The organism is Desulfonatronum sp. SC1 (assembly GCF_003046795.1).
Lineage (GTDB): Bacteria > Desulfobacterota > Desulfovibrionia > Desulfovibrionales > Desulfonatronaceae > Desulfonatronum.
On sequence record NZ_PZKN01000034.1, the window covers coordinates 16,224 to 43,020 of the forward strand.

27 protein-coding genes and 1 tRNA gene are annotated in these 26,797 nt (G+C 61.0%); 20 read left to right on the forward strand and 8 right to left on the reverse strand.

The features are described 5' to 3' along the window. Positions 1-9 precede the first annotated feature (9 nt). The 3 genes from C6366_RS15590 (at position 10) to C6366_RS15600 (ending at position 2,447) form a co-directional block, all read left to right on the forward strand. Positions 10-1,752, forward strand: a complete 1,743-nt coding sequence (locus tag C6366_RS15590; RefSeq protein WP_107739572.1) for a glycosyltransferase family 4 protein — start codon at positions 10-12, stop codon at positions 1,750-1,752. Positions 1,753-1,869: 117 nt separating this feature from the next. Then, complete coding sequence (locus C6366_RS15595) at positions 1,870-2,076, forward strand: AbrB/MazE/SpoVT family DNA-binding domain-containing protein (RefSeq protein ID WP_107739615.1); 207 nt, start codon at positions 1,870-1,872, stop codon at positions 2,074-2,076. Next, positions 2,073-2,447, forward strand: a complete 375-nt coding sequence (locus C6366_RS15600; protein WP_031385402.1) for a type II toxin-antitoxin system VapC family toxin — start codon at positions 2,073-2,075, stop codon at positions 2,445-2,447. The genes C6366_RS15595 and C6366_RS15600 overlap by 4 nt, the downstream gene beginning before the upstream one ends. A 63-nt stretch (positions 2,448-2,510) precedes the next feature. Here the strand turns inward: C6366_RS15600 and C6366_RS15605 are convergent, their stop codons facing one another. From C6366_RS15605 to nadC, 4 genes are read right to left on the reverse strand one after another with little or no spacing between them, the layout of a single operon-like run. Beyond that, complete coding sequence (locus C6366_RS15605; protein ID WP_233248534.1) at positions 2,511-3,269, reverse strand: UPF0280 family protein; 759 nt, start codon at positions 3,267-3,269, stop codon at positions 2,511-2,513. Beyond that, positions 3,266-4,849 carry an L-aspartate oxidase gene (gene nadB / locus C6366_RS15610; protein WP_107739576.1) on the reverse strand — a complete coding sequence of 528 codons (1,584 nt, stop codon included), beginning with the start codon at positions 4,847-4,849 and terminating at the stop codon, positions 3,266-3,268. Before nadB ends, C6366_RS15605 begins: the two co-directional genes overlap by 4 nt. Next, positions 4,846-5,904: a quinolinate synthase NadA gene (nadA, locus tag C6366_RS15615; protein ID WP_255412106.1), complete on the reverse strand. Its 1,059-nt coding sequence runs from the start codon at positions 5,902-5,904 to the stop codon at positions 4,846-4,848. Before nadA ends, nadB begins: the two co-directional genes overlap by 4 nt. A 7-nt stretch (positions 5,905-5,911) precedes the next feature. Beyond that, positions 5,912-6,790, reverse strand: coding sequence for a carboxylating nicotinate-nucleotide diphosphorylase (gene nadC, locus C6366_RS15620; RefSeq protein WP_107739617.1), 879 nt, complete (start codon positions 6,788-6,790; stop codon positions 5,912-5,914). A 117-nt stretch (positions 6,791-6,907) separates the two neighbouring features. Here nadC and C6366_RS15625 point away from each other — a divergent pair, with 117 nt between their 5' ends. From C6366_RS15625 to C6366_RS15660, 8 genes are all read left to right on the forward strand, one after another. Further along, entirely contained in the window at positions 6,908-7,906 is a 999-nt protein-coding gene (locus C6366_RS15625; RefSeq protein ID WP_107739580.1) for a DUF362 domain-containing protein, read from the forward strand. Further along, entirely contained in the window at positions 7,903-9,624 is a 1,722-nt protein-coding gene (locus tag C6366_RS15630; RefSeq protein ID WP_107739582.1) for a 4Fe-4S binding protein, read from the forward strand. The genes C6366_RS15625 and C6366_RS15630 overlap by 4 nt, the downstream gene beginning before the upstream one ends. Positions 9,625-9,701: 77 nt before the next feature. Next, positions 9,702-11,153, forward strand: a complete 1,452-nt coding sequence (locus C6366_RS15635) for a sensor histidine kinase KdpD (protein ID WP_107739584.1) — start codon at positions 9,702-9,704, stop codon at positions 11,151-11,153. 188 nt (positions 11,154-11,341) lie between these two features. Continuing rightward, positions 11,342-12,448 carry an OmpA family protein gene (locus tag C6366_RS15640; RefSeq protein ID WP_107739586.1) on the forward strand — a complete coding sequence of 369 codons (1,107 nt, stop codon included), beginning with the start codon at positions 11,342-11,344 and terminating at the stop codon, positions 12,446-12,448. Between the two features lie 69 nt (positions 12,449-12,517). Continuing rightward, positions 12,518-12,958, forward strand: coding sequence for a hypothetical protein (locus tag C6366_RS15645; protein WP_107739588.1), 441 nt, complete (start codon positions 12,518-12,520; stop codon positions 12,956-12,958). 245 nt (positions 12,959-13,203) lie between these two features. Next, entirely contained in the window at positions 13,204-14,247 is a 1,044-nt protein-coding gene (locus C6366_RS15650) for a Fe(3+) ABC transporter substrate-binding protein (protein ID WP_107739590.1), read from the forward strand. Between the two features lie 170 nt (positions 14,248-14,417). After that, on the forward strand, positions 14,418-16,040 hold the full coding sequence (locus C6366_RS15655; protein ID WP_199221534.1) for an iron ABC transporter permease: 1,623 nt from the start codon (positions 14,418-14,420) through the stop codon (positions 16,038-16,040). Positions 16,041-16,100: 60 nt separating this feature from the next. Further along, positions 16,101-17,210, forward strand: coding sequence for an ABC transporter ATP-binding protein (locus tag C6366_RS15660; RefSeq protein WP_107739592.1), 1,110 nt, complete (start codon positions 16,101-16,103; stop codon positions 17,208-17,210). Positions 17,211-17,231: 21 nt separating this feature from the next. Here the strand turns inward: C6366_RS15660 and cobI are convergent, their stop codons facing one another. From cobI to C6366_RS15675, 3 genes are read right to left on the reverse strand one after another with little or no spacing between them, the layout of a single operon-like run. Next, complete coding sequence (gene cobI / locus C6366_RS15665) at positions 17,232-17,942, reverse strand: precorrin-2 C(20)-methyltransferase (protein WP_107739594.1); 711 nt, start codon at positions 17,940-17,942, stop codon at positions 17,232-17,234. A 58-nt stretch (positions 17,943-18,000) separates the two neighbouring features. Beyond that, on the reverse strand, positions 18,001-18,798 hold the full coding sequence (locus C6366_RS15670; RefSeq protein WP_107739596.1) for an undecaprenyl-diphosphate phosphatase: 798 nt from the start codon (positions 18,796-18,798) through the stop codon (positions 18,001-18,003). A 39-nt stretch (positions 18,799-18,837) separates the two neighbouring features. After that, a complete protein-coding gene (locus C6366_RS15675) occupies positions 18,838-19,467 on the reverse strand; it encodes a lysophospholipid acyltransferase family protein (protein WP_107739598.1) in 630 nt (209 codons plus the stop codon). A 167-nt stretch (positions 19,468-19,634) separates the two neighbouring features. Here C6366_RS15675 and yedF point away from each other — a divergent pair, with 167 nt between their 5' ends. From yedF to C6366_RS15705, 7 genes are all read left to right on the forward strand, one after another. Then, positions 19,635-20,246, forward strand: coding sequence for a sulfurtransferase-like selenium metabolism protein YedF (gene yedF, locus C6366_RS15680; protein WP_107739600.1), 612 nt, complete (start codon positions 19,635-19,637; stop codon positions 20,244-20,246). A 197-nt stretch (positions 20,247-20,443) separates the two neighbouring features. Further along, a tRNA-Met gene (locus tag C6366_RS15685) sits at positions 20,444-20,520 on the forward strand. A 133-nt stretch (positions 20,521-20,653) separates the two neighbouring features. Beyond that, a complete protein-coding gene (locus tag C6366_RS19710) occupies positions 20,654-20,818 on the forward strand; it encodes a hypothetical protein (protein WP_158269820.1) in 165 nt (54 codons plus the stop codon). A 462-nt stretch (positions 20,819-21,280) separates the two neighbouring features. Next, positions 21,281-21,613, forward strand: coding sequence for a hypothetical protein (locus tag C6366_RS15690; protein WP_107739602.1), 333 nt, complete (start codon positions 21,281-21,283; stop codon positions 21,611-21,613). Between the two features lie 138 nt (positions 21,614-21,751). Next, positions 21,752-22,801 carry an AbrB family transcriptional regulator gene (locus C6366_RS15695; RefSeq protein WP_107739604.1) on the forward strand — a complete coding sequence of 350 codons (1,050 nt, stop codon included), beginning with the start codon at positions 21,752-21,754 and terminating at the stop codon, positions 22,799-22,801. A gap of 341 nt (positions 22,802-23,142) precedes the next feature. Beyond that, complete coding sequence (locus C6366_RS15700; RefSeq protein ID WP_107739620.1) at positions 23,143-23,406, forward strand: type II toxin-antitoxin system Phd/YefM family antitoxin; 264 nt, start codon at positions 23,143-23,145, stop codon at positions 23,404-23,406. Continuing rightward, complete coding sequence (locus C6366_RS15705) at positions 23,403-23,693, forward strand: type II toxin-antitoxin system RelE/ParE family toxin (RefSeq protein WP_107739606.1); 291 nt, start codon at positions 23,403-23,405, stop codon at positions 23,691-23,693. Before C6366_RS15700 ends, C6366_RS15705 begins: the two co-directional genes overlap by 4 nt. Positions 23,694-23,719: 26 nt before the next feature. On the opposite strand, the gene C6366_RS15710 is transcribed toward C6366_RS15705, so the two are convergent. Continuing rightward, positions 23,720-25,378, reverse strand: coding sequence for a GNAT family N-acetyltransferase (locus tag C6366_RS15710; RefSeq protein ID WP_107739608.1), 1,659 nt, complete (start codon positions 25,376-25,378; stop codon positions 23,720-23,722). Positions 25,379-25,483: 105 nt separating this feature from the next. On the opposite strand from C6366_RS15710, the gene C6366_RS15715 reads away from it, so the two are divergent. Together C6366_RS15715 and C6366_RS15720 are read left to right on the forward strand one after the other, a co-directional pair. After that, complete coding sequence (locus C6366_RS15715; protein ID WP_107739610.1) at positions 25,484-25,837, forward strand: hypothetical protein; 354 nt, start codon at positions 25,484-25,486, stop codon at positions 25,835-25,837. Between the two features lie 40 nt (positions 25,838-25,877). Continuing rightward, positions 25,878-26,660 (forward strand): hypothetical protein, encoded by a 783-nt coding sequence (locus C6366_RS15720; protein ID WP_199221535.1) that lies wholly within the window; start codon positions 25,878-25,880, stop codon positions 26,658-26,660. Positions 26,661-26,797 lie beyond the last annotated feature (137 nt).

Sequence of the window (26,797 nt, forward strand, 5' to 3'; positions counted from 1 at the left end):
GATCCGGCGTTGCCCGTCCCCCCCTCCATGCCCTCGCCTACCTCCCCGCGCGTCTCTCGGATCTCCCGGACACCCAGGTTCTGGGCGACGCTGGACCCTTTTCTCGAACCCGGCGCGGTCTGGGGCCGCAAGGTGGCCAACGAGCAGTTCCTGGCCGCCTTGCTGCGCCGGGATCCTTTTGACGAGTATCACTTTTTCCTGCCCACGCCCAAGGAAATCCAGGCGGTTCAGCAGCTTTTCCAGGTACGATTCCCGCGGCTCGCCGCGGACCGGCGGCTGCGCTTTTTTTTACGCCAGGACTTGCCTTCAGCCCTGCGATCCACCGACTATCACTGCTTTCACCTTTCGGACTGCATCAACCATCCACCCGCTTTGGCCCGGCTGCGCAACGCCCATGCCCCCCGGCCCTTTCCCATCACCAGCGTCACCCACTCCCTGAGCTACCCCGGCTACCCGGCCCGGTTCCTGGACCATCTCCACCAGGGCTGCACCCCCAGGGACTGCATCGTGGCAACCTCCACGGCCGGACAAAACGCTGTGCTGGCCTATTTCGACCATCTCCGCGCGAGCTACAACCTGGATCAAGAGCGTTTCCCCCAGCCTGAGACCGCGGTGATCCCCCTGGGCATGGATGAACCCTGGAACCCTGACCCAGCCGCGTTGCGCAAGCAGGGCCGGGCCGAACTGGAAGTGGGTCCCGAAACCCGGCTGCTGCTCGTCCTGGGCCGGATCACCCCTCATTCAAAAATGGATATCCTGCCCCTGCTCCGGGCCTGGCAGCGGATATCCGGATCCGGGCGCTCCGACACCCAGCGGGATGTGGTTCTGGTTGTAGCCGGCTGGGTCGAGCCCAAGGACGATTTCCCCGGCGCCTTCACGGTCCTGGCCCGCAACGTGGGCCTGCCCTGCCGCCTCGTCCCCAGCCCGGACGAAGCCCGCAAGCAGCGCCTCTACGCCGCGGCGGACATCTTCCTCTCCCTGGCTGACAACCCCCAGGAGACCTTCGGCCTGACCCTCCTGGAAGCCGGGCTGGCCGGACTGCCGACCATCGCCGCTGACTATAGCGGCTACCGGGACATCATCCAACACGATCAAACCGGTCTGCTGGTGCCCACCTGGGGTCCGCCGGACTCGTCGCACATCGACATGCTCTCCGGCCTGATCCCGGACTACGAAGTCCAATTCCTCCTGGCCCAGCAAACCGCCGTCCACGTACCGGACCTCGCCGCCGCGCTGCGTCGATTGCTGGACGACCCATTGTTATGCGCCACCCTGGGGACCCAAGCCCGCGAGCACGTCCGAACCACCTTCTCCTGGTCCCGGGTAATCGGGCAATACCTGACGCTCTGGCAGAACCTCTGGGAACGCACCTCTCCCCATTCTTTCAGAGATTCCCACCCATCCCACGACACCCCGCGCCCCTTGGAACTGCCCTTCTCCAAAATCTTCGGCTGCTACCCCAGCGCCGGAGTCCCTCCCCAAACACTGCTGGTCCGCACCCGAACCGGAGACCGCATCGCCGCCGGACAAGACTTTCCCGTGATCTATGCCGGCCTGGAACACCTGATTTCCCCGAACCTGCTCAAACCCCTCCTCATCCTCGCCCGCAACCCCATCCCCCTGGATCGCCTGATCCACAAAATGACCCTGCTGTCTTCCGATTGCACCTCCCCCAGCCCGGAACAAATCCGGTTTATCGTACACTGGGCCGTGAAGCATGATTTATTGGAGATTGTGGAGAGTCCGGCGTGACCGTCGTCAAGCGCAAAGAACCCGCAAACTCGCCGTGGTAACGGGTTAATTCGAATTATTGACAACGATCAATCGATGCCGATATCGTTTTACGAACTAATCGATGGAGGGATTGAGATGCAGACTGTGACCTTATCACCAAAATTCCAAATTGTCATACCACGTCCCGTACGCAAAAGCCTCGGCCTCCGCCCTGGGCAAAGGATGCAGGTGCTCGAGCATGCCGGACGGGTGGAGCTTATTCCTGAGCGGGATATTTCTGAACTCATGGGCTTTGTCAAAGGAATCGACATATCTTTTGAGCGCGAGAAGGACAGAGTATGAACATTGTCGATTCATCCGGGTGGCTGGAGTATTTCGCTGGAGGCGAAAACGCTTCTCAATATATTCCGCCGCTCTCTGACCAAAGTTCGCTTGTCGTGCCTACCATCTCAATCTACGAGGTGTTCAAGGTGATTCTTCGCGAGGCGGGCGAAGACGCCGCCCTGCAAGCTGCGTCAGCCATGCAGCGCGGACAAGTGGTGGAGTTGACTTCACGACGCGCGATGTCCGCGGCATCCTTGAGTCTACGGCACTCCCTGCCCATGGCGGACTCCATTATTCTGGCCACGGCGCATGAATACGAGGCTGTAATTTGGACCCAGGACGCGGACTTCAAGGAGCTGGACAACGTGAGGTATTTTCCAAAACCTTAGCGGCCATACAAACACGGAAGGTCAATTCCAAACAGTTTCCGCAACCGCCTCAAACAGCCCGAATCACGCCTCCAGGCAGACCAAATCCATCCGCCCCCAGACCCCGACCCGGTCCCCGCACTGGGCGAAGACGCCGTCCAGGCCGTGTTCGGCCAGGGCTTCGGCCCGGCGCATGACCAGGGGCATGTCTTCGGGGGCGTGGAGCAGGTTGGCCAGGGCCGTGGCCGCGGCGTCGGCCAGGGCGGCGTCGCGGGAGCGGACGGCCACCAGGTCGGCCTGGCCGAAGCTCAGGGAATGGCCGATGGTGGCCGAGGAGGAGCACAGGGAGCAGGGGAAATCGTCCGGGGTGAGGCGCAGACCGAGGCCGGCCCCGTTTTCCGGCATGGCCAGCAAACCGACGATCCGCTCCCGGTCGGACCGCAGATAAAGGTCGCCCCCGTTTTCCACGAGCAAGGTCGGGCCGACCTCCGGGCAGTGCCCGGCGATCCAGGCGGCCACCCATTGGGCCACGGCCCCGGCCACCGCGGCCATGGGGCCCACGCCGCAGATCCGTCCGGCCCGGGCCATGTCCTGGACGATCCGGGCCGCATCAGGGCTCACGTCCACCGGCTCCAGGCTGGTCGCGAACTCCGGGTGCCGGGCGATGTGCGCCTGGAGCAGCCCGCGACAGGCGTTCACCGCCTGGAGCATTTCTCGCCGCAGATCCCGTTGAGCCACGACCCACAAATCCGTCTGCTCCACCACGGCCTGAAATCCCACCTCCCCCGGTCCCGGTCGACAGCGCGCCCGATAGGTCCGCCAGGGAGAGGCGTGCCGCCTCACTCGTCCACCCGAAAATGGCATCCTTTGCTCTGGGTATTGCGCATGGCCGCTGTGGTGATGATGTAGGCGGTCTGACAGCCGTGGAACAAATCCACCAGCGGCTTGGAAAGCTTGGTTTCCTTGTAGAAGGAATGCAGGCGCTTGTTGAGGTCGCGCAGATCGTCGAAAGCCCGTTTCAGGCGCGGAGTGGTCCGCTTGATGCCCACGTAGTTCCACATGGTGTGCTTGATGGCCGCCCAGTCCTGGGCCACCAGGACTGGGTCCTCGTTCTGGCGCTGGCCCAGGACCCTCCATGGCGCGATGGATGCTTTCAACTTGGCGTTCAGCATGGTGCCGCGCTTCATTCGGGAAGCCACGTCCCGGCCGATGGCCCAGCCCCAGACCAGTCCCTCCAGCAGGGAGGTGCTGGCCAGTCGGTTGGCCCCGTGCACCCCGGTGCAGGCGCATTCGCCCCCGGCGTAGAGGCGTTCAATGGTTGTCCTACCTCGCTGGTCCACCAGAATGCCGCCGCAGAAATAGTGTGCCGCCGGAACCACGGGGATCGGCTCCCTGGTCATGTCCACGCCCAACTCCAGGCAGCGCTGGTGGATGGTGGGAAAGCGGGCGGCAAGGTTTTTACGGATATATGTGGCCGCGTCCAGGTAGACGAAGTCTTCCCCGGTCTTGAGCATCTCATCGACGATGGCCCGGGTCACGATGTCCCGGGGGGCCAGGTCCGCCCTGGGGTCATAGTCGCCCATAAAGGCGCGGCCATCCATGTTGATCAGCCGCGCGCCCTCGCCGCGCACGGCCTCGGAGACCAGGAACTTGCGCGGGCCGCGATGGAACAGGGACGTGGGATGGAACTGGATGTACTCCTGGTTCATGAGTCGGGCCCCGGCCCGGTGGGCCATGGCGAAGCCCGATCCCAGGGAGCCCGGGGTATTGGTGGTGTTCAGGTAGACCTGTCCGATGCCGCCCGTGGCCAGCACCGTGTAGTCGGCCAGGAAACGGCGGATGATCCCGGTGGAATTTTCCAGGATGTACGCCCCCGCGCACTGGTTGGTGATTTGATAGCGGATTTCCAGCGAACCGCTGTGATGGTGGGTGGTCAGGAGATCAACCGCCGTCATTCCGGTCATTACCCGGATATTCGGACTCTTGCGTACGGCCACGATCAGACTGTCCATGATCACCCGGCCGGTAAAATCCGCGCTGTACAGCACCCTGGCCCGGCTGTGCCCGCCTTCCATGGTCAGATGGTAGTCGCCGAGTTCTTCCCGGGCAAAGGGTACGGCCAGCTTTTCCAGAAATACCTTGTGCAATATCTCCGGCCCCTTGCGACACAAAAAACGCACCGCGGAAGGCGAATTCATTTCCCAGCCCGCGGTAAAGATGTCCGAGGCCATCAGCTTGGCCGAATCGTCCAGGCCGCGGTAGACGATCCCCCCCTGGGCCAGGGCCGTGTTCCCGTCGTCAAGCTGATCCCCGGCGCAGATCAGGGTGACCTCCAGGCCGGCCTCGGCCATGGTCAGCGCCGCGACGCAGCCCGCGATGCCGGAACCGATGACCAGGGCCATGGTTTCAATGGTGTCGGTCATTTCGTGCCTTCCATCACGGCCAGCATGGTTTCCAGGGCCTTGCGGGCGTCGGGCGCCACCTCCGGGTCCACCCGGACCGATTCATGCCGGTCCGGATTTTCCAGAGTATCCAGCAGCTTCTGTTCGGTGATCTTCAGCATCGCGCTGCAATACCCGGCACCCAGAGGATAAATATGTTTGTCCTGATGCAGCCTGGCCAGTCGCAAAACCAGATTATCCTCGGTGCCGATATAGATGGTCGCTCCGGACGGAGCCTCGCGCACGGCCCGGATGATGCCCGAGGTGGAGCCCGAGACGTCCGCCAGGGCCACCACCGCCGGATCGCATTCCGGATGCACGAAAACCAGGGGGCGAGGCTTGTCCTCCAACACCAGAAGCACGTCCTCGGGCTTGAGCCGGAAATGGATGGCGCAGACCCCGGGCCAGAACAGCAGCCTCCGGGCCAGAATATCCTCGTTCCAGGCGCTTTCTTCGCGCACGTTCAAAACGGCCTGGTCCTGATTGGGAATGCCCAGCAGATCCGCCGTGTTCATGCCCAGGTTCTTGTCCGGCAAGAAGAGGACGCAGTCGCCCTGTTCCATGGCCCATTTTAGCATGATCGCGGCGTTGGCCGAGGTGCAGACGCTGCCGCCGTACCGCCCGCAAAGGGCTTTAACCCCCACGGATGAGTTCACGTAGGCCAGGGGAATAACCTTGCGCCCCGCCGCGGTGATCCGCTTCAGAACGGCGGCCACCCTGCGGTCCGGCGCGGTCCCGGCCATGCAGCAATGGGCCTTGGAGTCGGGGATCAGCACGGTCTGTTCGGGCTTGGCCAGCAGGGCAGCGGTTTCGGCCATGAAGGAAACGCCGCAGAACACGATGTACCGGGCGTCCAGCCCCGGAATCCGGCGGGCCAGTTCCAGGGAGTCCCCCTGAAAGTCCACGTGTTGAATCACGTCGTCGCTCTGGTAATGGTGGCCGAGAATGGCCAGGGATGATCCGAGTTCGCGGCGCAGGGCCGTGATGCGTTGAGAGATGTCGTCGGACATTGAGGAATCCTTGCTGTTGAAACAAATGGAAAGATTATATGTCGGGTGTAAGGTCGATGCTCATGCTCAAATCCGCGCAGGCCGCGGAATGGGTCAGGGCTCCGGCGGAAATGAAGGTGGGCCGAAGTGCGGCCAAGTCGGCGATGGTGTCCAGGGCGACCCCGCCACTGATTTCCGTTTCCACGGTCTTGGGGATCATCGCCAGGGCACGGGCCATCTCGTCCGGCCGCATGTTGTCCAGCATGATTCGCTGCACAGGCAGGGCCGCGGCTTCGGCAACCTCCTCCAGTGTCCGGCATTCCACCTCGATGGGCGGACAGGGGGCGTAGGCCGCCAGCAGGCGTCGCACGGCCGGGGTGATCCCTCCGGCCCGATCGATATGGTTGTCCTTGAGCATCAGCATCTCGCTGAGGTCCAAGCGATGGTTGGACCCGCCGACCACGGCCACGGCGTACTTTTCCGGGTAGCGCAGACCGGGAGTGGTCTTGCGGGTGTCCAGCAACCGCACGCCGGTCCCGGCAATCCGTTCGCAAAAGGCCTGAGTCAGGTTGGCAATACCGGAAAGCCGACCGATGAAGTTCAGAATGACCCGCTCGGCCTTGAGCAGAGCCCGCGCTTGACCCTGGAAATGGGCGACATATGTTCCCGAAGAAACCAAGCCCCCTTCCTCCGTGGAAAAGCTCACGCGCACCGCATCGGGAAACCGACTCAAAATCAAAGGGATAATCGGTAGCCCGACGATCCGGGTGTTCTGCTTGGTCCGGATCCGGGCCTTGGCATGGTCGTTCTCCGTGAACAACGCCTCAGAGGTCAGGTCCCGGCCATCCTCTTCCAATGCCAGGTCGATCAGTCGCTCCAGGTACTCCATGGCGCGGCCTTGAAAAAAAGAATGAAATAATGAATGATTTTCCATATTCGCCGTCGGCTTTGCCGGTCCGAATTCGACAAACCAACTTTTTACGCCACCCCGTCCGCCGTTGTAAAGGCGCGTTCCGATCCTCTTCCCGCCCCCCAAGCCAAGGAGTTCCTCATGTCCACTGGCCATCCCACTGACCACAAGACCGGCCCAGGACTTGGCCCCCATCTCCCTCTCCGCGTCTCTCGCCGGAATTTTTTGAAAGCCCAGGGCAAGGCGGCCCTGCTATTGGCCGTCGGCGGCCACGGCCTGCTGCGTACCCGGCCTCTCGCCGCTGCCCAAAGCGCTGACGAAGCACCGGACCTAACCGTCGCCCGGGGCGAACCCGGCCCGGCGACCAGGGCCGCGGTGGAGGCCCTGGGCGGGATGGTGGCCTTTGTCAGCCCCGGCCAGCGGGTGGTGATCAAACCGAACATGAGTTTCGCCCAACCGCCGGAGCGAGCCACCAACACCCACCCGGACGTGGTCCGGGAATTGGCCGTGATGTGCCGGGAAGCCGGAGCCGCCAGGGTGCGCGTCCTGGACCATCCCCTGCAAAACGCGGAAATGTGTCTGGTCCAGTCCGGCATCCAGGAAGCCTGCGCGGCCTTGCCCGACGTTTCCGTGCACACCCTGAGCGCGGCTCGCTTTTTCCGCTCCGTCCCGATCCCCCTGGGTGAACAGCTCCGGGAAACCCAGGTCATGGAGGACGTGCTGGGCGCCGACGTGCTCATCGCCGCGCCGGTGGCCAAATCCCACTCCGCCACCGGGGTCAGCCTGGCCATGAAGGGCATGCTCGGGCTGATCCTGGACCGGGGCGTCCTGCACCGCCGGTTCGATCTGCACACGGCCATCGTGGACCTGACCACCCTGCTCATGCCCGACCTCACGGTGGTGGACGCCACCCGTGTGCTTTCCACCAACGGGCCGTTCGGCCCCGGCAAGGTGCTTCAGGAAGACACGGTGATCGCCTCCCGGGACGTGGTGGCCGCGGACGCCATGGCCGTCAGCCTCTTTGAATGGTACGGTCGGCGCTTCGAACCGCGCCAGGTCCGGCACATCCTGCTGGCCCATGAACGCGGTCTAGGCAGCATGGATCTGTCCGGATTGCGCATCGACGAAATCACGGCATGACCTCGCTGCAACGCATCGCCCAAACCCTGAGCCTGGCCGCCTTCCTGATCCTGCTCGGCCTAGCCCTCTTCCCCGTGCCGGACTGGGCCCCGGTGGACGCCTTCCTCCGCCTGGATCCCTTGGTCCTGGTGGGCACGACTCTGGCGGACCGGGCCTGGGTCGCCGCCCTGGCCCCGGCTGCCCTGATCCTGGTCCTTACCATGGTGCTGGGCCGCTTTTTCTGCGGCTATCTCTGCCCCATGGGCACCACCCTGGACATTACCGACGGTCCGGCCCGCTTCCCGGGTTCCGCCGGGAAGCGCTCGACTCAGGACGATCCCGCCGCTCCGCTCCTTCCGCCTCCGTCCCAACCTTCCAGCGGATTGCGCCGAGTCAAATACCTGGTCCTGTTCTTCATCATGGGTGCCGCCGTCCTGGAAGTGTCCGCGGTGTTTTTCGCGTCGCCCCTGTCCCTGATCACCCGCTTCTATACGCTTCTGATCCACCCGGCGGCAGCCCTGCTCGGCGACGCCGCGCTCCACGCCCTACGTCCCCTGGCCCAGCATTTGGACTGGACCTGGGCCGCCTACGCCGAACTCCATCAGCCCAGATTCACGTCCCAATGGTTCCTTCTGCTGTTCTTCCTGGCTGTTTTCAGCTTGGCCAGATGGAGTCCCCGCTTCTGGTGCCGATATCTCTGTCCTTCGGGGGCCCTGCTGGCCCTTGTGGGCCGACGGCCGCTGATCCGCAGAAACGTCTCCGAAGCCTGCACCGACTGCGGAGCCTGTCAACGGCGTTGTCCCATGGCCGCCATTCCGGCGGACCCATTGCGGACCATCCACGAAGAATGCATCACCTGCCAGGAATGCGTCCGGATCTGTCCGGTTCAGGCCGTGACGTTCCAACCATACCACGAACCAAAAAGAGCCGTCAGGACGTCGCCGCGCTTTTCCCCGCAACGACGCGAGGCCTTGCTGGCCGGGCTGGCCGGGGCCGGGACCGCGACCCTGACCTACACCGGACTGCTGGAAGTCCGGGACGAAATGCTTCCCGGGGACATCTCTCCGGAAAACCTGCTTCGCCCACCGGGCAGTCTGCCGGAGCGCGACTTCCTGGCCCGCTGCATCCGCTGCGGGCTGTGCATGCGGGCCTGCCCCACCAACACCTTGCAGCCCATCTGGTTCCAAGCCGGAGTGATCGCCCTGTTCAGTCCTCGCCTGACCCCCCGCCGGGGCCCTTGCGAACCGGAATGCACGGCCTGCGGCCGGGTCTGCCCCACCGGGGCCATCCGCGACCTGCCCTTGACCGAAAAAACCTGGGCCAAGGTCGGAACCGCGATGATCCTGCGTCATAAGTGCCTAGCCTGGGAATGGAACAAAAAATGTCTTGTTTGCGACGAAGTTTGTCCGTATGATGCCATTGATTTGCGAAGGGTGGCGACCCATTCACATCCCGTACCATTCGTGGACGGCCGTAAATGTTCGGGATGCGGGTTCTGTGAATACCACTGCCCGGTCCGGCCCGCTTCGGCCATTGTCGTGGATTCCATGGAAGCGCTGCGAATAGGCGTTGGATCCCACAAAGCCCAAGGCCAAGAAATGGGGCTGATGCTGCACATCGTCCCGCCGGACCAAGCCGGGTCAGCCCCTCTCGGTCTGGAAACGCCGGAAACCGCCTTTGCTCCTCTTCCCGGCGCCGTGTCGGAAGAGGACGCCCTGCCTCCCGGCTTCACTCCCTGACCATCGCGGTATGGATCACCTCACCTCGGAAAAAACTCGAAGCGGATTGCGAAGAGACGATTATTTCGGACCAGACCATGCATAGCCCCACCCCCTTGGATATCACCTCGCTTTGCCTGGAATACTCCAGGGCTCTGTCCGTCCAGAAACGCATCCATGAAAAGATCGACGACTACGCGGACTACAACTTCTCCTCCCTGCAAAGCACGGCCCTGAACGTTTTTTTCGACCTAGCCCAGGAGTTCGATTCCTCTCGAGACCTGATGTCCGTCTGCGCCCTGATCCCCAAGGTGTTTTTCAACCTGGACTGCACCCTGTACTTGATCCAGGATCACCGCGTCGATCACGTCGTCATTTGCCCGGAAAGGGGCCGGAAACCGAACCCCGCGCCGAACATTCCATTTTTCTCCATTCCCACGATCCACGAGGGCCATTATTATCTCCCGATCAAAGGCAACAAGGACCTTCAATCTCATATACCGGGAGACTCCGAGAATCATCTGATCGGCATCCTGGACATCCATCCGGCGGACGCCCTTTCCGACCACGACCGTCTTTTCCTGGAAAAATTCGCCAATCGAGTCGGATTTCAACTGCACAACCGGATGATCAGCCAGAAAAACCAGGAACACATCCAGTTCATCCGCAGTCTGGTCAAGGACATCGGGCACAACGTCATCGTGCCCAACATGTACTTCAGATTGTTTTACCGTCGCCTGGAAAGCACCATCAACGCCCTGGGCGAACTGGCCGAGGACATGCACCACCCCCCGACGGACGGCCTGTCCGGCGACGACGTGCGATGGAAGCAACTCATCGCCAGAATGGACTACGTTCAGGACGCGCTCCAGGACCAGTTCCGGGAAATTCAGCGCCACTACGACAATACCAGCCTGTTCCTGGAAACATTGTTGCGCAGAAGTCATTTTGAGCAGGGACGGTACGTCCTTGAGAAGCGGGTTTGCAATTTCAAGAACCAGATCATCGATCCGCAGATCGCCCGATTCATGACCCAGTTTGAGGATCGCGGCATCGAAATCGCCTGGGCCGGGGTTCCGGACAAGGAAATCGAGGTGGTGGTGGACATCGGCCTGATCACCCAGGTCTACGCCAACCTGTTTTCCAACGCCGTGAAGTACGCCGCTCCGGTTCGCGACGCCCGGGGCCGGTGGGTCAAATTCCTGTCTTATGGATGGGAGGACATGCCTAATTTCTTCGGCAACGGCCTGGACGGGGTTAAGCTGAACGTCTTCACCACCGGACCGCACATCACCGGCGAGGAACGGGATCGCCTTTTCGAGGAAGGGTTCCGGGCCGGGAACACCGGTCAGGAACCCGGGACGGGTCATGGACTGTTCTTCATCCGCCAGATCGTGGAACTGCACGGCGGCAGAATGGGCTATGAGCCGACCCCCATGGGCAACAATTTTTATTTCATCCTGCCCAAAGAAGCTCCCCCGGCTTCGCCGCTGATTTCCCAATGCGATTATTCGCCAAACTCTTCACCAAGTCACTCGCCCGGCTCTTGAGCTTTTTTACTGAGTGCGATATTCTAGTACCTATGCCGTAACGATTAGTTGCCGTCATGAGTAAGGAGGTGACGTTTTTCGCGACATTTCTGTAACCCAACCGTATTTCTTTTCGGTTTTTTCCGTGACACCACGGGCGTCGTGCCCTGCACCACTTACTAAGTTTTTTAGCAAAAGGAGTTGAAGTTATGCGTAAACATGTTCTGAAGCCGCTGTTTTCCCTCTTGGCCCTCCTGGGCCTGTTGGCCCTCTGCCTAGGCGTGTCGACGACCGCCGTCGCCCAAACCGAACGGAACGTCCCAAAGGCGGAGAATTTTCTCTTTTTCATCGACCACTCCGGATCCATGGCCATGAGTGCCCCTTCCGAGTCCCAAAGCTCCCTGGCCGCCCGCCACGATCCGAACAAGCAGGAAAAAATCGAGGTGGCCAAGGAAGTCCTGAAGGCCGTTAATAATGATATTCCCGCCATCGCCTTCAACGCCAGCCTGTACACATACGGACCGTTCCAAGAGTACATCGCCCCTTCCCCGTACTCCAAGGATCGCCTGAATCAGGGCATCGACGACCTGCAGACCCAATACGACATCTTCGGTCGCCTGACCCCCATGGGCCTAGGCCTGAAGTCCCTTGACGCCGTGGTCGGCGGTCTGTCCAACCGACGCGCCGTGATCCTGGTCACGGACGGCGAGTCCAACATCGGCCCCAAGCCGCTGCCGGTGGTACATGACATGTACGCAAAATACGGCGACAATATCTGCTTCCACGTGATCAGCTTCGCCCAGACCGCGGCTGAAAAGGCCCTGGTGGAACAGATCGCCGCCATCAACCCCTGCACGGTCACCGCGGACCTCATGGACCTGCTGGACGACGGCAAGCGCGCCGACTTCGTGCGCAAGGTGTTCTACGACGTGGAAGTCATCCCCGCCGCTCCGGTGGCCGCGCCCCCAGCCCCGGTTGAAGAAGTCATCGTCTTCCGCAACGTCAACTTTGACTTCGACAAGTTCAACATCAAGCCTGAATTCGCGCCCCTGCTCAAGGAAGCCGCTGAAATCATCAAGGCTCGCCCAGGCAAGCGGGTGGTCGTTGACGGCCACACCTGCAACATCGGCCCAGCCACCTACAACATGGGCCTTTCCGAGCGCCGCGCCTCCTCGGTCCGCAACTTCCTGGTCAACGAAGGCGTTCCCGCGGATCGCATCACGACTCAGGGCTTCGGTTTGACCCAGCCCCGTTTCGACAACAACACCCGCGAAGGACGCTCCCTGAACCGTCGCGTGGAAATTCGCTTCGAATAACACCTCTCCAGTTCTGCTTCTCCCCCTCCCCGTCCGGGGAGGGGGCCTTCAACCCCTCACGAGACACCTATGCGACACCTTCGCATGCTCCTGTTGCTGGCTGTTCTGCTTCCGGCGGCCTCTCTACCGGCGGCCGCCTCGGGATTCGACGCCCTGCCCGTCTCCTCGCAGGCTGTTTACATTGAACAACAATTCGCACTGTTTTCCCAAAACTGGATCGACAAGATCGACCGCAATTTCATTTCCCGACTCGGAAACGTCGAATTCGTGAACAACGGCTCCGGCTATGTCGGGCGCTACATGCAGGTGGACCGGGATTCCGTGGCCTGGTCCGTCAAGCAGGCGGTCACCGGCCCCGGCAACTACATCGGCGTCCTGGAATACATTGAATGGACCTATGAATGCGCCGCCGAAAACCGAGACGCCGCCGCCCTGGGCCCCTTCGTGCAGGTCCATGGCCGTAAGGTCACGGAAATTTTTCAGTATCACGCCAATCGGTGGCTGGAATAGCAGCTTAAAACAACCTTCCATACTCCAAAAAAAAGCGACTCGGTTACACCGAGTCGCTTTTTTTTTGGGAAAACCGCTCAACACATTCTCGCCCCAGGACATGGCGGGGCCGACAAGTCCCTGTTTTCAACACCGCGCAAAACAACATTGACAACAATCATGAAAGCGCCTATCAATTTCTTTCTCACTTTTTCTTGACCAAAAAGATTGCCTTACTCTCATATCAAACCGGAGGTTCATTGAACATGTCGCTTCAGAAAGGAACAAAAACCATATTTCTCACCCTGCCCTTGCTTGTCCTGTCCTTGATCTTTCCCGCGGTCCAGTCGGCGCATGCCGCGGAGGTCAACATCTATTCCGCGCGGCAGGAGCATCTGATCAAGCCGCTTCTGGACGAGTTTTCAGCCCAAACCGGAATCACCACCAATCTGCTCACCGGCGAGGGCCCCGCGCTTCTGGAACGGCTGCGCAGTGAAGGCCGCAACAGCCCCGCGGACGTGCTGATCACCGTGGACGTCGGCAATCTGGTGGCCGCGAAGCAGGCCGGCGTCCTGCAGGCGACCCGCTCCGCAGTGCTGGAGGAGAACATCCCGGCCCAGTATCGCGACGACGAGGGGCATTGGTACGGTCTCTCCTCGCGAGCCCGGATCATTTACTACGACCCGGAACGGATCGATTCCACGAAGATCACCACTTACGAAGCCCTCGCCGACCCGGCACTGGGCAAGGTGATCTGCGTGCGCAGTTCCTCCAACATCTACAACCAGTCCCTGGTGGCTTCGATGATCGCCCACCACGGCGTGGAACAAACCGAAGCGTGGGTACGGGGATTCGTGAATAATTTCGCCCGTCGGCCCCAAGACAACGACACCGCGCAGATCCGTTCCGTGGCCTCCGGCGAGTGCGCCGTGGGCATTGCCAACAGCTACTATTTTGGACGCCTTCTAGCTTCCGAAGATCCGGCGGACCAGGACGTTACAGCCAAGGTGAGTGTGATGTGGCCCAACCAGGATGATCGCGGAGCCCATATGAACCTCAGCGGCGGCGGGGTGACGCAAAGCGCCCGGAACATCGACGAAGCCGTGAAGCTCCTGGAGTTTCTCTCCAGCCAGCAGGCCCAGGACATCTACGCCCGGGACAATAACGAGTATCCGGTCAATCCCCAGGTCCGACCCAGCGGTCCGGTGGTCCGGATGGGCGAGTTCAAGGCCGACGACCTGAATCTGTCCCTGATCGAAAAATTCAATGCCGAGGCCGTGCGGGTCATGGACCGCGCCGGTTGGCGCTAAATCCTCCGCCTCAGCATCGTTTGCCCGGAAACAACCTCTGAGGTAAACATTTCTCGCCCTGGGGCGCGATTTGATTTCGCCCTCGACCCTGACAACTGATACACCCAACCCCAGCCCTGGCGCGGTTCCTTAACCGCGTCGGGGCTCATTCCATTCACCGGAGTCTCTGCTTGCGCATCTGGATGTTCATGGTTCTGGGCCTTGCCGCCCTTGTGGCCGCGCCGATCCTGGTGATTATGGCCCACCTGTTCGTTCCTTCATTGGAAGTGTGGCAACATTTGGCCACCACGGTCCTGCCCCGCTACGTGGGCAATTCCCTGGGCCTGATGCTTGGCGTGGGCGCGGGAACCCTTGTGCTGGGGGTGAGCACGGCCTGGCTGGTGAGCATGACCAGCTTCCCCTGGCGGCGTTTTTTCGAGTGGAGTCTGATCATCCCCCTGGCCATCCCGGCCTACGTCATTGCCTTCACCTATACCGGCCTGCTGGAGTACGGCGGCCCTGTGCAGACGCTGCTGCGGGAGACCTTCGGCTGGCGATCAGCGGCGGACTACTGGTTCCCTCAAATTCGTTCCCTGCCCGGGGCCATCGTGATGATGACCCTGGTCTTCTATCCGTATGTCTACATGCTCTCCCGGGCGGCGTTCCTTGAGCAGTCGGTCTGCGTCCTGGACGCCAGCCGGACCCTGGGCAGAGGCGCCTGGAGCACCTTCTTCGGCGTGGCCCTGCCCCTGGCCAGACCCGCGGTCGCCGGGGGCCTGGCCCTGGCCCTGATGGAGACATTGAATGATTTCGGAACAGTGGACTTCTTCGCCGTGGACACGTTCGTCACGGGAATCTACCGGACCTGGCTGGGACTGGGACAGCCGGCCATCGCCGCCCAGCTGGGCGCGGTGCTGATGTTCTTCATTCTAGGGCTGATTCTTCTGGAGCGCTGGTCCAGGCGGGGACGGGTCAGCCACACCACAGGCTACTATCGGCAACTGCCCCGGTTCCAGCTTTCCGGCATCTCCGCCGGGTTGGCCTTCACGGTCTGCTTTCTGCCGGTATTCTTTGGATTCATTCTCCCGGTGGGCGCGATGGTTATCTGGACATGGCAAACCTGGAATTTCGTCGATCCGCGCTATCTGCGCATGGCCGGAACAAGCCTCTCCCTGGCCGGGATCAGCGCCGTAGCGGCGGTGGGGGCCGCGGTCCTGCTGGCCTACGGTCGCAGGCTGGTTCCGGGCAAGGTCACCGGGATTGCCGTTCAAACGGCTTCCCTGGGCTACGCCATCCCTGGGGCGGTCATCGCCCTGGGCATCATGATCCCCTTCGCCTTTCTGGACAACACCGTGGACAATCTGGCCCGCACGCTCTTCGGCTACTCCACGGGCCTGCTGCTTACCGGCACCTGGACCGCGCTGATCTTCGCCTACGTGGTCCGCTTCCTGGCCGTGTCCACCAATACCGTCGAAGCCAGCCTGCAAAAGGTCACGCCCAACATGGACGGCGCGGCCAGGACCCTGGGCCTGTCCGCCGGTCAGACCCTGCGCCGGGTGCACGGGCCGATCATGCGCGCCAGCCTGCTCACCGCGGGAGTCCTGGTTTTCGTGGACGTAATGAAGGAACTGCCGGCCACCTTGATGATGCGCCCCTTTGGTTTGAACACCCTGGCCATCCGCTCCTACGAGCTGGCCTCGGACGGCCTGCTCAAGGAGTCGTCCAGCTCATCCCTGGCCATTGTCCTGGCCGGGATCATCCCCGTGATTCTGGCCAGCCTGATGATCGCCAGATCCAGACCCGGTCAGACGTAACCACCGACTCATGCAACAGCTTTTTCCCCCAACCCACGACAACAGCGAAAGGCCCTTTCCATGTCCCTGATCCTCGGCGATATTCGCCATGCATACGGCCCCAAGACCGTCCTGCAAAACATCAACCTCGAAGTCCAACCCGGTGAAGTGGTCTGTCTGCTCGGACCGTCGGGCTGTGGGAAGACCACTCTGTTGCGGCTGATCGCCGGACTGGAGGAACTCCAACACGGCCGGATTCTGATCGACGACCAGGTCATCGCGGACCAGCATCGCCAGATGCTTCCGGAACGGCGCGGCACCGGCTTTCTGTTCCAGGACTTCGCCCTCTTTCCCCACCTGACGGTCCTGGAAAACACCATGTTCGGGCTGACGGCCGTCGCGTCCAAGGAAACCCGCCGACAAAAGGCGCTTCAGGCCCTGGAGCAGGTCAACATGCGGGATTTCGCGACGGTCTACCCGCACGAACTCTCCGGGGGCCAGCAACAGCGCGTGGCCTTGGCCCGGGCCCTGGCTCCCAGCCCGCGGATCATCCTCCTGGACGAGCCGTTTTCCAGCCTGGACGCCCGGCTCCGGGTCCAGATCCGCGACCAGACCCTGCACGTGCTCAAGTCCAGCGGCGTGGCCACGGTCATGGTCACCCACGACCCCGAGGAAGCCATGTTCATGGGCGACCGGATCGTGCTCATGCACCAGGGCCGGATCGTTCAGACCGGCACCCCCGTGGAACTGTACTCCAAGCCGGTGAACGCCTTCGTGACGACCTTTTTCAGTGATGTGAACGTGATCAGGGGAATGGTTCAGGGCGGACAGGTCGCCACCCCGCTTGGACGGGTAGCCTCCGCCGGGTTTCAGGACGGGGCCGAGGTTGAAATCATGTTTCGACCGGAAACGGTCCAGATATTCGAGGCGGACACGACTCCGCCGGCATCCAGTGTACCGGGGGAAGTGCTGGCCACCCGGCTCCTGCCCGGAGCGACCCTGGTCCACCTGCGTATTGCGTCGCATGCGCACGGGACCCCGGAGAAACCCGGTCACACTCCTGACAACGCCGGAGAGGGCATCCACCTGCATGCCCGGGTCCCCTGCCTCTTCCCCATGCCCGAGGGTGCGCGCGTCCAGGTCCATGTTCCCATGGACCAAGTCTACGTCTTTCCGGCGGAATCTTCCTGACTGAGTTCGTGTTCTGATAGCTCAAGCGCCCTTGCGCGCGACATGCAGCAGGGAAAAGTAAGACAACTTTTCCGGGACCTGATCCAGGTTCTCGTACACGGCCTCCCCATCCAGGCCGCATCGCTCGATCAGTCTGGCCCGGTCCGCCAGTCCGCGCTCTTGCAGGGCCGCCTTGAGCGCGGGGAAACGCTTGGCCGGCTTCAGGACCACGGCGGCATCCGCCGCGTCCAGCAGCTTTGCCAGTCGATCCAGGTTGCTGTTGCCCGTGGCCACCACCAAACTCTCGTCGCCCTCCACCAACGTCTGCTCCAGCCGGGCCGCGGCCGCCTGGAAGGAGGTGATGCCCGGAATGATCCGCACCTCCGCTTGATCGTCACGAGCCCGCAGTTCCCGGAGCAAGTGCCCGAAGGTACTGTAGATCAGCGGGTCGCCCAAGGTAATGAACGCTGCATGACGTCCGCCATGCAGGCACTTCAGCACGGCCTCGGCGTTTTTTCCCCGGGCCGCAGTGCGCACGACATCGTCCCTGGTCATGGGAAAGTCCAACCGCTGGATTTCCACATCCGCCCGTAAATGCGGTCGGATGATGTCCAGGGCCACGGAAAAATCATTCTTGGTCGAAGCCGGGGCAAAAACCACGTCCACCTCGGACAGAGCCTTGACCGCCGCCAAAGTAAGCAATCCAGGATCCCCAGGGCCGACGCCGATTCCGTACAATATGCCGTTTTGCATCAAGATATTCCAATTTTCCTTGTAACATAGAGATGATTCAGTCGCTTTCCGGCGTCCGCTACCAATACAGCCAAGCCAACAACAACCCCAGTAAAAGCCGGTAAACCACAAAGGGCTGCATCCCCACCGTTCGGATAAATTTAAGAAAGAAATGGATGCAGAGATAGGCGCTGATCCCGGCCAGCACCGTGGCCACGATGATCATCCCCCACTGTGTGGGCTCCGGCTGGCCGAAAAGCTGCCTGGCCTCCAGGGCCCCGGCCAGGAAAATCACCGGAATGGACAGCAGGAAGGAAAACCGGGCCGCGGCCTCCCGGCTCAGGCCCAGAAATAGACCGGCGGTCATGGTTGCTCCGGAGCGGGACGTACCGGGAATCAGGGCCACGGCTTGAGCGCAACCGATGATGAGGATGTCCAGCCAAGTCAGGCCATGCTCGTTGCGACCCCCTTTGTGCCGCCAATCCGCCCAGCCCAGAAGCAGCCCGAAAAACATCAGCCCAAAGGCCAGAATCAATGGGTCGCGCAGATGTGTGGCTACCACGTCCCGAAAAGCCAGTCCGGCCAGCCCCACCGGAACCGTACCCAGGATCACGGCCCAGGCCAGTCGTGCCCCAGGACCGCTCCCCTTGCCGGTCAAGGAACGAATAAAATCCCGGGCCATTACCAGCAGATCCCGGCGAAAATACCAGACCACGGCCGCCAGGGTTCCCATATGCACAGCCACATCAAAGGTCAGCCCTTGGTCTTCCCAGCCCGTGAACACGGATACCAGAATCAGGTGGGCGGAACTGGAAATGGGCAGGAATTCCGTCAGCCCCTGGACCAGGGCCAGGACGACGGCTTGAAAAAAATCCATGACTGCTCCGGGATTTGCTATTCTGGAATTGCTGAAGGGCTACGTGCCCAGGGCGTTGAGCAGGCCTTCCAAGCGCGAACACTCCCGGGCCATTTCCTCGGCGGTCATCTCCGCCTGAACCCGGTACGGCCGCCCGTAGACCACCCGGCACCGAGCGCCGGGCCAGGGAAGCTGGAACTTGTCCCAGGCTTTCTGGAAGACAAAGGACCGGGACATGAATACCCGCAAGGGAATCAGGGGCGCACCCGTCTTGGCGGCCAGATACACGGCCCCCTCCTTGACTTTGTGCCGGGGGCCGCGCGGGCCGTCCACGGTAACCACCACGTCAGCGTTGCGCACGCGCATCTCCTTGCGAGCCGCGATCAGCGCGGCCACCCCGCCCCGACGGCTGGAGCCCCGAGCGAGCTGAATGCCGAAACGAGTCAGGACCTGGGACAAAAACTCCCCGTCCCGACTCTGACTGACCACGGCCACGGCGCCCTGGTTGCGGTGCAAATAGATCAAAGGGAACAACTCGTCATGCCAGATCGGCACGACCATGGGCACTTCTCGCCGCATCCCTTCAACATCTTCCAACCCTTCCTGGGAAAACCGCAAAGTCCGACTCAGCACTTTGGTGAACAAAACAGCCGGAGGGACGAACCAAAGGGGATTGACGCGAAAGCCCATGGCGAGGCTTCTAAACCGGATACAGGTTGGAGACAAGGCAGGGTCCTATTGAAAAAACAAATCACCGCCAGCCCATCCGATAGAAATCATCAATTTGATTTTTCCTCCCGCCTGTGCTTGTTCTTACGCTCCAATTCCGAACCTCAACCCCAATAGGAATCCCACCCATGAACAATACGCATCTCGACTGCAAAGGTCTCCCCTGCCCGCAACCGGTTCTCCAGTGCAAGCAGCATATCGACGTCCATCAGCCCGAAGCCGTGAGCATCGCGGTGGACAACGAGGCCGCCTTGCAAAACGTGACTCGATTTCTGGAAAATCAAGGTTACCAAGTCGGCAATGTGCAAACCGCCCAAAATGAATGGCGGGTCACGGCGGCACGAGCAGCTGACGCCCAGGCGGAAAATGCCCCGGTCCCTCAGACCGCCGCGTCACATCTGGACCCCAAAACACTGATCTTCCTGACGGCCCCAGGTGTTGGCGAAGGTGATACGGTCCTGGGCGAAAAACTGATGCTCAATTTCCTGGCCACCCTGCCGGAAATGGGCCCCCAATTGTGGCGGATTATCCTGGTCAACGGTGCCGTACGGCTGGCCGTACAAGGCAGCCCGTGCCTGGAAGCGCTCCAAAAACTGGAAGCCGCCGGAGTGACCATCCTGGTTTGCGGAACCTGCCTGACCCACTTTGACTTGCTGGACAAAAAGGCCGTGGGACAGACCACCAACATGCTGGACGTGGTCACCAGCCTCCAACTGGCCGGAAAAGTCATCCGGCCCTGACGGATTGGTACCTCATATTCGCAATTTCGACCAAATCCGAAATCTATACGTTGAAAATCGAGGCCTTTTGTGTAATATTTGCAATATATTGAAAGAGAAAAAAGTTGTCGCGAATATTTTTCGGCCATAACCACTTGCCAAGCGCAGCGCGAATCTATATGTAACCAAATTCTTGTTCGGGAGGCACATCCTCCAATGGCGAGGTAGCTCAGGTGGTCAGAGCATGCGGCTCATATCCGCAGAGTCGGGGGTTCAAGTCCCTCCCTCGCTACCAAGCAAAATCAAGGGTTCCGGTCGGTTGGCCGGAACCCTTTTTTATTGTGGGCAATTTCTCCAACCCCTGTCCAACCATCTAAAGTAAAGCCTTCGTCACCTTCGCCACGATCCTGGTCGCGGCCCTGGGCACCTTGATTCAGACCCTGCTGGTGGGTTGCATCGACTGCGGGTTCGTGCTCCTCATGGGCTCCTATTCCGCCTTTCTGACCTGCACCCTGAGCGCGATACGCATGGACGGGCTGGAGCTGATGGAAAATCGGAATCGGAACGTAACAATGTTGTGCATCACCCTGTGATCACGTTATCTTCTTGGGCATGACGTTCGATTTCGATACCGATTCAGATCGCAGGGGAGGAACAAGATCAAATCCGCCCTGACCCTCCCCCAACATCGTGGGCATCGCCAACGTTACTGGCGCAAACGTGGTCGCCAAGCGCCACGGAATGCTTTTTCAACATACTGATAAAACAGACATTCGAGTTTGGCATGCTTCGTGCTACAGGAGTGTAATCGGCGAACGGTGCGCCGCCCGTCTTCGACCCTTCAACTTGCGGAGGAGGTTGGAAATGAGAAAACTGTTCCTGACCCCTTCCCTGGCCCTTGCCCTTGTTGATCGTGGCAACGCCCAACCTTCATGCCGCCACTCACGGCTCCTATATTGACTGCATCCACGGTTGTCCCGACCTGATCGTCTGCAAGAACCCCAAATGTCGACATTGGACCTTTTCAGTGACATCATCATCCTTAGGAGGAAAAGATGAAAAAAGCAGCCCTGGTAGTTATCCTTCTTGGTTTTGGAGCAGGAATCTTCCTGACGGATTTGTATCATGACCAGACACGTGCATACAGGTTCCAGGATTCTGGTTTGCAGGCACTTTTCGAGATCTTCCAGCCGCGTGAATCCCATGCCCAGGCAGCACCGCCTCCGTGTGAATACTCGCTATGGGACGCCTATAACATGTGCCGGGCCTCGTGCGATGGATGGTACGACGTCGGCATGGAGCGGGAATCATGCAAGTCCGGATGCATGTGGATGTGGCAGAATGTCAGAAACGGCAACCATCCATCCAATTGCCACTATCGAGACTGATTTTTCGCCATCGTTATTTTGAAGTCCGCTCCAGTCGGCAAGGCACTTTGGAGCTTTGAATATTCGGATTTGTTTCGGGTTTTGGCCAAGCGACCGGACAGTCTGAAGTTATTGGGGATGCCCGGTTGGAGCAAGATAATGTCCTCCTTCAAAAATGTCGGCCTGTGGGCAGCGCTGCTCCCTGCCTCCGCCGTCTTGGCCGTGGGGTTGCAGTGGGCGTCGTTTCCAGCGGCCACCTTGCTCGGCCCGCTTCTGGCCGGGGTGGTCTTCGCCTTGGGCGGGGCGGATCTGAAGCTGTCTCGCTGGGCCTTTGCCGGGGCCCAGTCCGTGGTGGGGTGCATGGTGGCGATGAGCATGACCCCGGCCGTGCTGGCCACCCTGGCTCTCAACTGGCCGGCAATTTTGCTGGCCATTTTTCAGGTCATCGTGTTCGGGGCCGTGGTGGGGCTTGGGTTGATGCGCTTCGGCACTTTGCCGGGAACCACCGCGGCCTGGGGCACCTCGCCGGGTGGGGCCGCGGCCATGACCGCCATGGCCGAATCCTACGGCGCGGACATCCGCATGGTGGCCTTCATGCAGTACCTGCGGATCTTCGTGGTGGTGCTCACGGCATCTTCCGTCGCGCACCTCCTGCTGGGCGGACAGGCCGCGGATCACCCCGCGCCGGGCTGGTCGCCCGGCCTTGATGCGCCGTTGATTCCCCTGGCGCAGACTCTGGCCCTGGTGATCGCGGGCGTGGTCCTTGGTCGTTGGGCGGGCATCCCGGGCGGAGCGCTGCTGCTGCCCATGGCGGCCGGAGCCGTGCTCAACTCCCTGGGGCTGATGCACATCACCCTGCCGCCCTGGCTGCTCTGGAGCGCCTACGCCTCCCTGGGCTGGTACATCGGCCTGCGCTTCACGCCCCGGACCCTGCGCTACGCCCTGCGGGCCCTGCCCCAGATCCTGCTGGCCATCGTCGTTTTGATGGCCCTGTGCGGCGTCGCTGCCTGGACCCTGACCGTCTGGGCCGGCGTGGACCCGCTGAGCGCCTACTTGGCCACCAGCCCCGGCGGCCTGGACATCGTGGCGATCATCGCCGCGGACAGCGGCTGCGACGTGGCCTTCGTGCTCTCCCTGCAAACCCTGCGTCTGTTCGCCGTGGTGCTCACCGGCCCGCTGATTGCCCGGCTGATTTGCCGGGTCAGCTGACAGCCCCTTGAAAAACTCCCAATTGCTGCGTCGCCGCGAAAAGTTCAAACTCTCACGTATGAATAAATACGCTTCGATTTTGATTCGATTGCCAGGACGGCAAATCGAAAATGTGGCGAAGCCACAGCCCGTGAGGGCCGGACACAGGACGTGTCCGGTAGCTTTTCTTGCTCCTTGCACTTGGGGTTTTTGAACGGTCTGTCGAGTTCGGACTTTTCCAACACTCAGCTAAAGCACTGCACGAAATATGCGGGATGACGGCGCATGATGCGCTTGACAATCAAACCGATGTCATGAAATTCTGACCTGAATTCAGGTCAACCAGAATGGAGGTCCGAATCATGGAAATCCTTTCCCTCTCTGAGGCGAAAATGAAGTTCAGCCATCTCGTGGACAGGGTCAACGCCACGGGCCAGGAAGTCGTCATCACAAAAAATGGGCGACCAGCCGCGGTTTTGGTCAGCCCTGACGAGTTTTCAAGCTGGTCGGAAACCTTGCTCATCCAGGCCGATCCCCGGCTTTTGGAGGAAATTGCCTCTGGAATGCGGGATATGAAGGAAAACAAGGCCGGCCTGTACACCATTGACGAACTTTTCGCCGAATGAGCCGAAGTCCTTTGTATCGACTGCGCGTCTCGGACGATCTGGCTGTACTGATTCGCGGTCTGCATCCTGAGCTGAAACGAAAAGTCCGCGAGGCGCTTGCGCTGATCGTGGAGAATCCGACACTGGGGAAGCCCTTGAAGCGGGAACTGGAGGGCCTGCGAAGTTTTCGCGTCAGCAGATTCCGGATCATCTACAGCCTGACGGAAAAGAGAGAAATCCAGATCATTGCCATCGGCCCCCGTGACCGGATTTATGAGGAAACGGCGCGCATTGAGAAGAGAGAATGAGATTCCTGGGGGGATGCTTCGAGAATTCAGTGTTCCAGGTCACGTCGATGAGAATCGTATATCGTGGCTGCCCTCTTCATCTCCGTCCCCACGTACTCCGCCAGCTCCTGGGCAAAATCCGAGTGCAGACGCAGCAGATTCATGTCCAGTGGAGCGGCCGGACGGCTGAGCCGCAGCATGTCGCCGTCCTCCGCCGCATGAGGCCAGACCCCGGCGAAGAAGAAACCCTCGGCCTCGGCCAATTCGCAAAGCAAGGCCGTGGCTCGCTGGGCCAGAGGCAGATCGATATGCACCACCTCGGCCCCGGCGATGTCCAGAAGGTCCGTGCCCGCTCGCAAAATTTCCGGCCATTGCCGCGCATCGGCGGTCGAGACCCGGACCACGCCTTTCAACAGGCCGCGATCAAAGGACACCGTATAGACGCCGCTGGGCTTTTCCCCCGAATCCTGGTCGGCTTCCACCGCGTCCTTGGCTGGGGCCGGGGCCGGGATCAAAGGTCGCTCCAGGTTTTCGTAGATGCGCTCCGTGATGCGCCGATGCCGTTCCGGGACAAAAGCCAAGGCTGGGGCCAAGGCCGGAGCAAGGACCGAAGGCGTATCAGCCAAATACATAAAGCAGTGCAAATAGGATTCCCGATGACCGGGGCCGTCTTCCAGGCCCATGGCCTTGAACTGACGCGGAGGGCAGGCCGCGAGGTCCAGACCGCAGGGCCGTCCGCCCATGTTGATGACGTTGCGTTGGCTGACGGGATGACTGGTGACCGGATTGAGGGAAAGGCCGAACAGGCCCATCTCGCGGGCCCGGTTCGAGAGGGCGGAGAAGAACTGCTTCATCAGGCCGCGACCCCGGTACGCCGGAGAGACCACCAGCAGGGCCATCTCGGCCATGGGCACGGGCTCGGGTCGCAACAGCCCGGCATGGCCGACCACTTCGCCGTCACTGGTTACGGCCACGTAGCTGGCGAGGACGCCCCGGGCGACCAGATCCAGAAGCCCCTCGGGCCTGTAGAAGGCCTCGTTCTTGTAGGAGTACCCGTAGGTCAGCCAGAACAGCCGGGCCACATCCAGGGCCTCCTCGGGCTGGAGCGGGCGGATTTCAATGGAATGTCCATTGGCCTCCGAGACCTCCGGGGTTCGCGCTCCATGGGATGCCCCCGAACTCTGGGATGTCCGGGATCGCCCGGCAGCGTGATCCGCGTGGGCCTCTGTATCGAGGTGCACCGCGGGCTGGGCGATGAAGGTGTCGCTCCCGCCTCCCGGCCTATCGTCCCGGGGCAGCTGTTTGACCAGGCACAAGGCCTTGCCCTGGCGACCGCGATTCACCCACCGGACCTCGTCCACCGCATGATGGATGAGCTTCAGTCCCAGGCCGGCAGTTTCGCTTTCCGCCTGCCTGGGTTGGCGATGGAGCAATGCCGGGTCAAAAGGCAGGCCTTCATCGATGAACTCCAGGCGCAGCTCGCCTTCCAGCAGTTCGCCGTTTACGAGCATGTCCCCCGGGGTTCCGTCCGGATAGGCATGGGCGCAGATGTTCTGAAAGGCCTCTTCAGTCGCCAGTTCCAGAGCCAGGACGTCCTTGGCCGGAAAGCCCGCAATGCGCGCCACGTCGCGGACATGGCCCTGCACAAGAACAAGAAAACGTACCTCCGCCGGAACTCTGAGCTGCGTGTGCGGTGTCGTGCGCATGGTTGGATCTGCTACGAGGGCAAGTGTTGAAGGTCATGGTTGGATTTGTGGTGATCCCGTTGCCGGGAGCAAATTTGTTATCTGTAAAAAAGCAATAATCCAAGAATGATAGACGCCTTGGTGTTCAAGGTGTGTCTCCAGAGTGGGCCAGTATCAGTCGAAATCGAAATCGCTATCGAAATCGGAAATATATCAGAAATCGATTTCGATCACGATCACGATTTCGATTTCGATACCGATCCGGATAGCGCCCGAGGATCGAGAACAAAGACCGGACTGGCGGGCGATCCAGATTGCGGATATATCCGCGGCGCGACTATGACAAGAACCTTCACCACGGCGCCCAGGGCAATTTTGTTCCCGGCGCTTACATTCCATCGGATCGGCATCGAATTCGTGATCCAGATTGGTTTGTGCGTATCCTTGGCCCTACTGGGAAAACTTGGCTCAGCAGAGTAAAATCATGCCGGGAAACCGGCGAAGAACAGGAGAAACAACCATGGCCCCCAAGAGCTTTCCATCAGGCAGAGGAATGAAGTTCACCCTTGTTTTTGCAATGCTCCTTTTTCTGGCTGCCTGTGGCGGCGGGTCATCGGATGGTTCAGGGGGCGGTTCAGGCGGCGGCGATCCCCAGGCCGCGTATCAGCGGGCCGTGGCGGACGCCATGGTGGCCGAGCCCGCGGAGATCGTGACCTCGCTGACCCCCATCGTCGGGTACAATACCGACCTGATCTGGGAAGGGGAGCCGGGTGCGTCGCGGGTGCTGATGGTTTCCTGGGTGGACGGCGACTACTACGACGATTCCGTGGGGCGGGAGTACACCCTTCCTGGCTGGCTGCGGCTCTGGGTGACGGCGGTGCCGGAAATCCAGGCTTTTTTCGCGCCCAGGCCCTCTTCCAGCGAGACGATCCTGAAACGCAGGGTCGAACAGCTCCTGGGCATGCCTCCGGACACGGAGAACATCAAGTTCGTCGAGGTCTGGGTCAACCCCAACGACCTGGTCCGCCCCTGCCCGGATCCGGAGATCACGGACACGGTTTGCGAACTGGACTTCCCTCCAGCTCGCTTCCAGGAACTGTCCTCGGAATACCGGCAATGGTTCGAGGCCAATCGGGCTTCCAGCTATGGTGGAAGCCCGCCTTATCCCTGGACCCGTCTGGGTTATACCTGCGACTGGTATCACGGACGGGGCTGCGACATCGGACTCAGCGAGTTCGTGATCTGGCCGGGTTCCACCGTGGGCGTCCGGTCGGTCCGAACCACCGTGGATTATCTGAATTGATGTTTTTTTGCACTAGTGTCCCAACGTTTAATCAAAGAAACTCAACTGGTTAGTGTTTGACCGAACTTCGTTTTCGTAGCTGTAATTTCCAACTATCTGTAATAATGGATTTCGTTCAAAGATGTTCACGCTTAAAA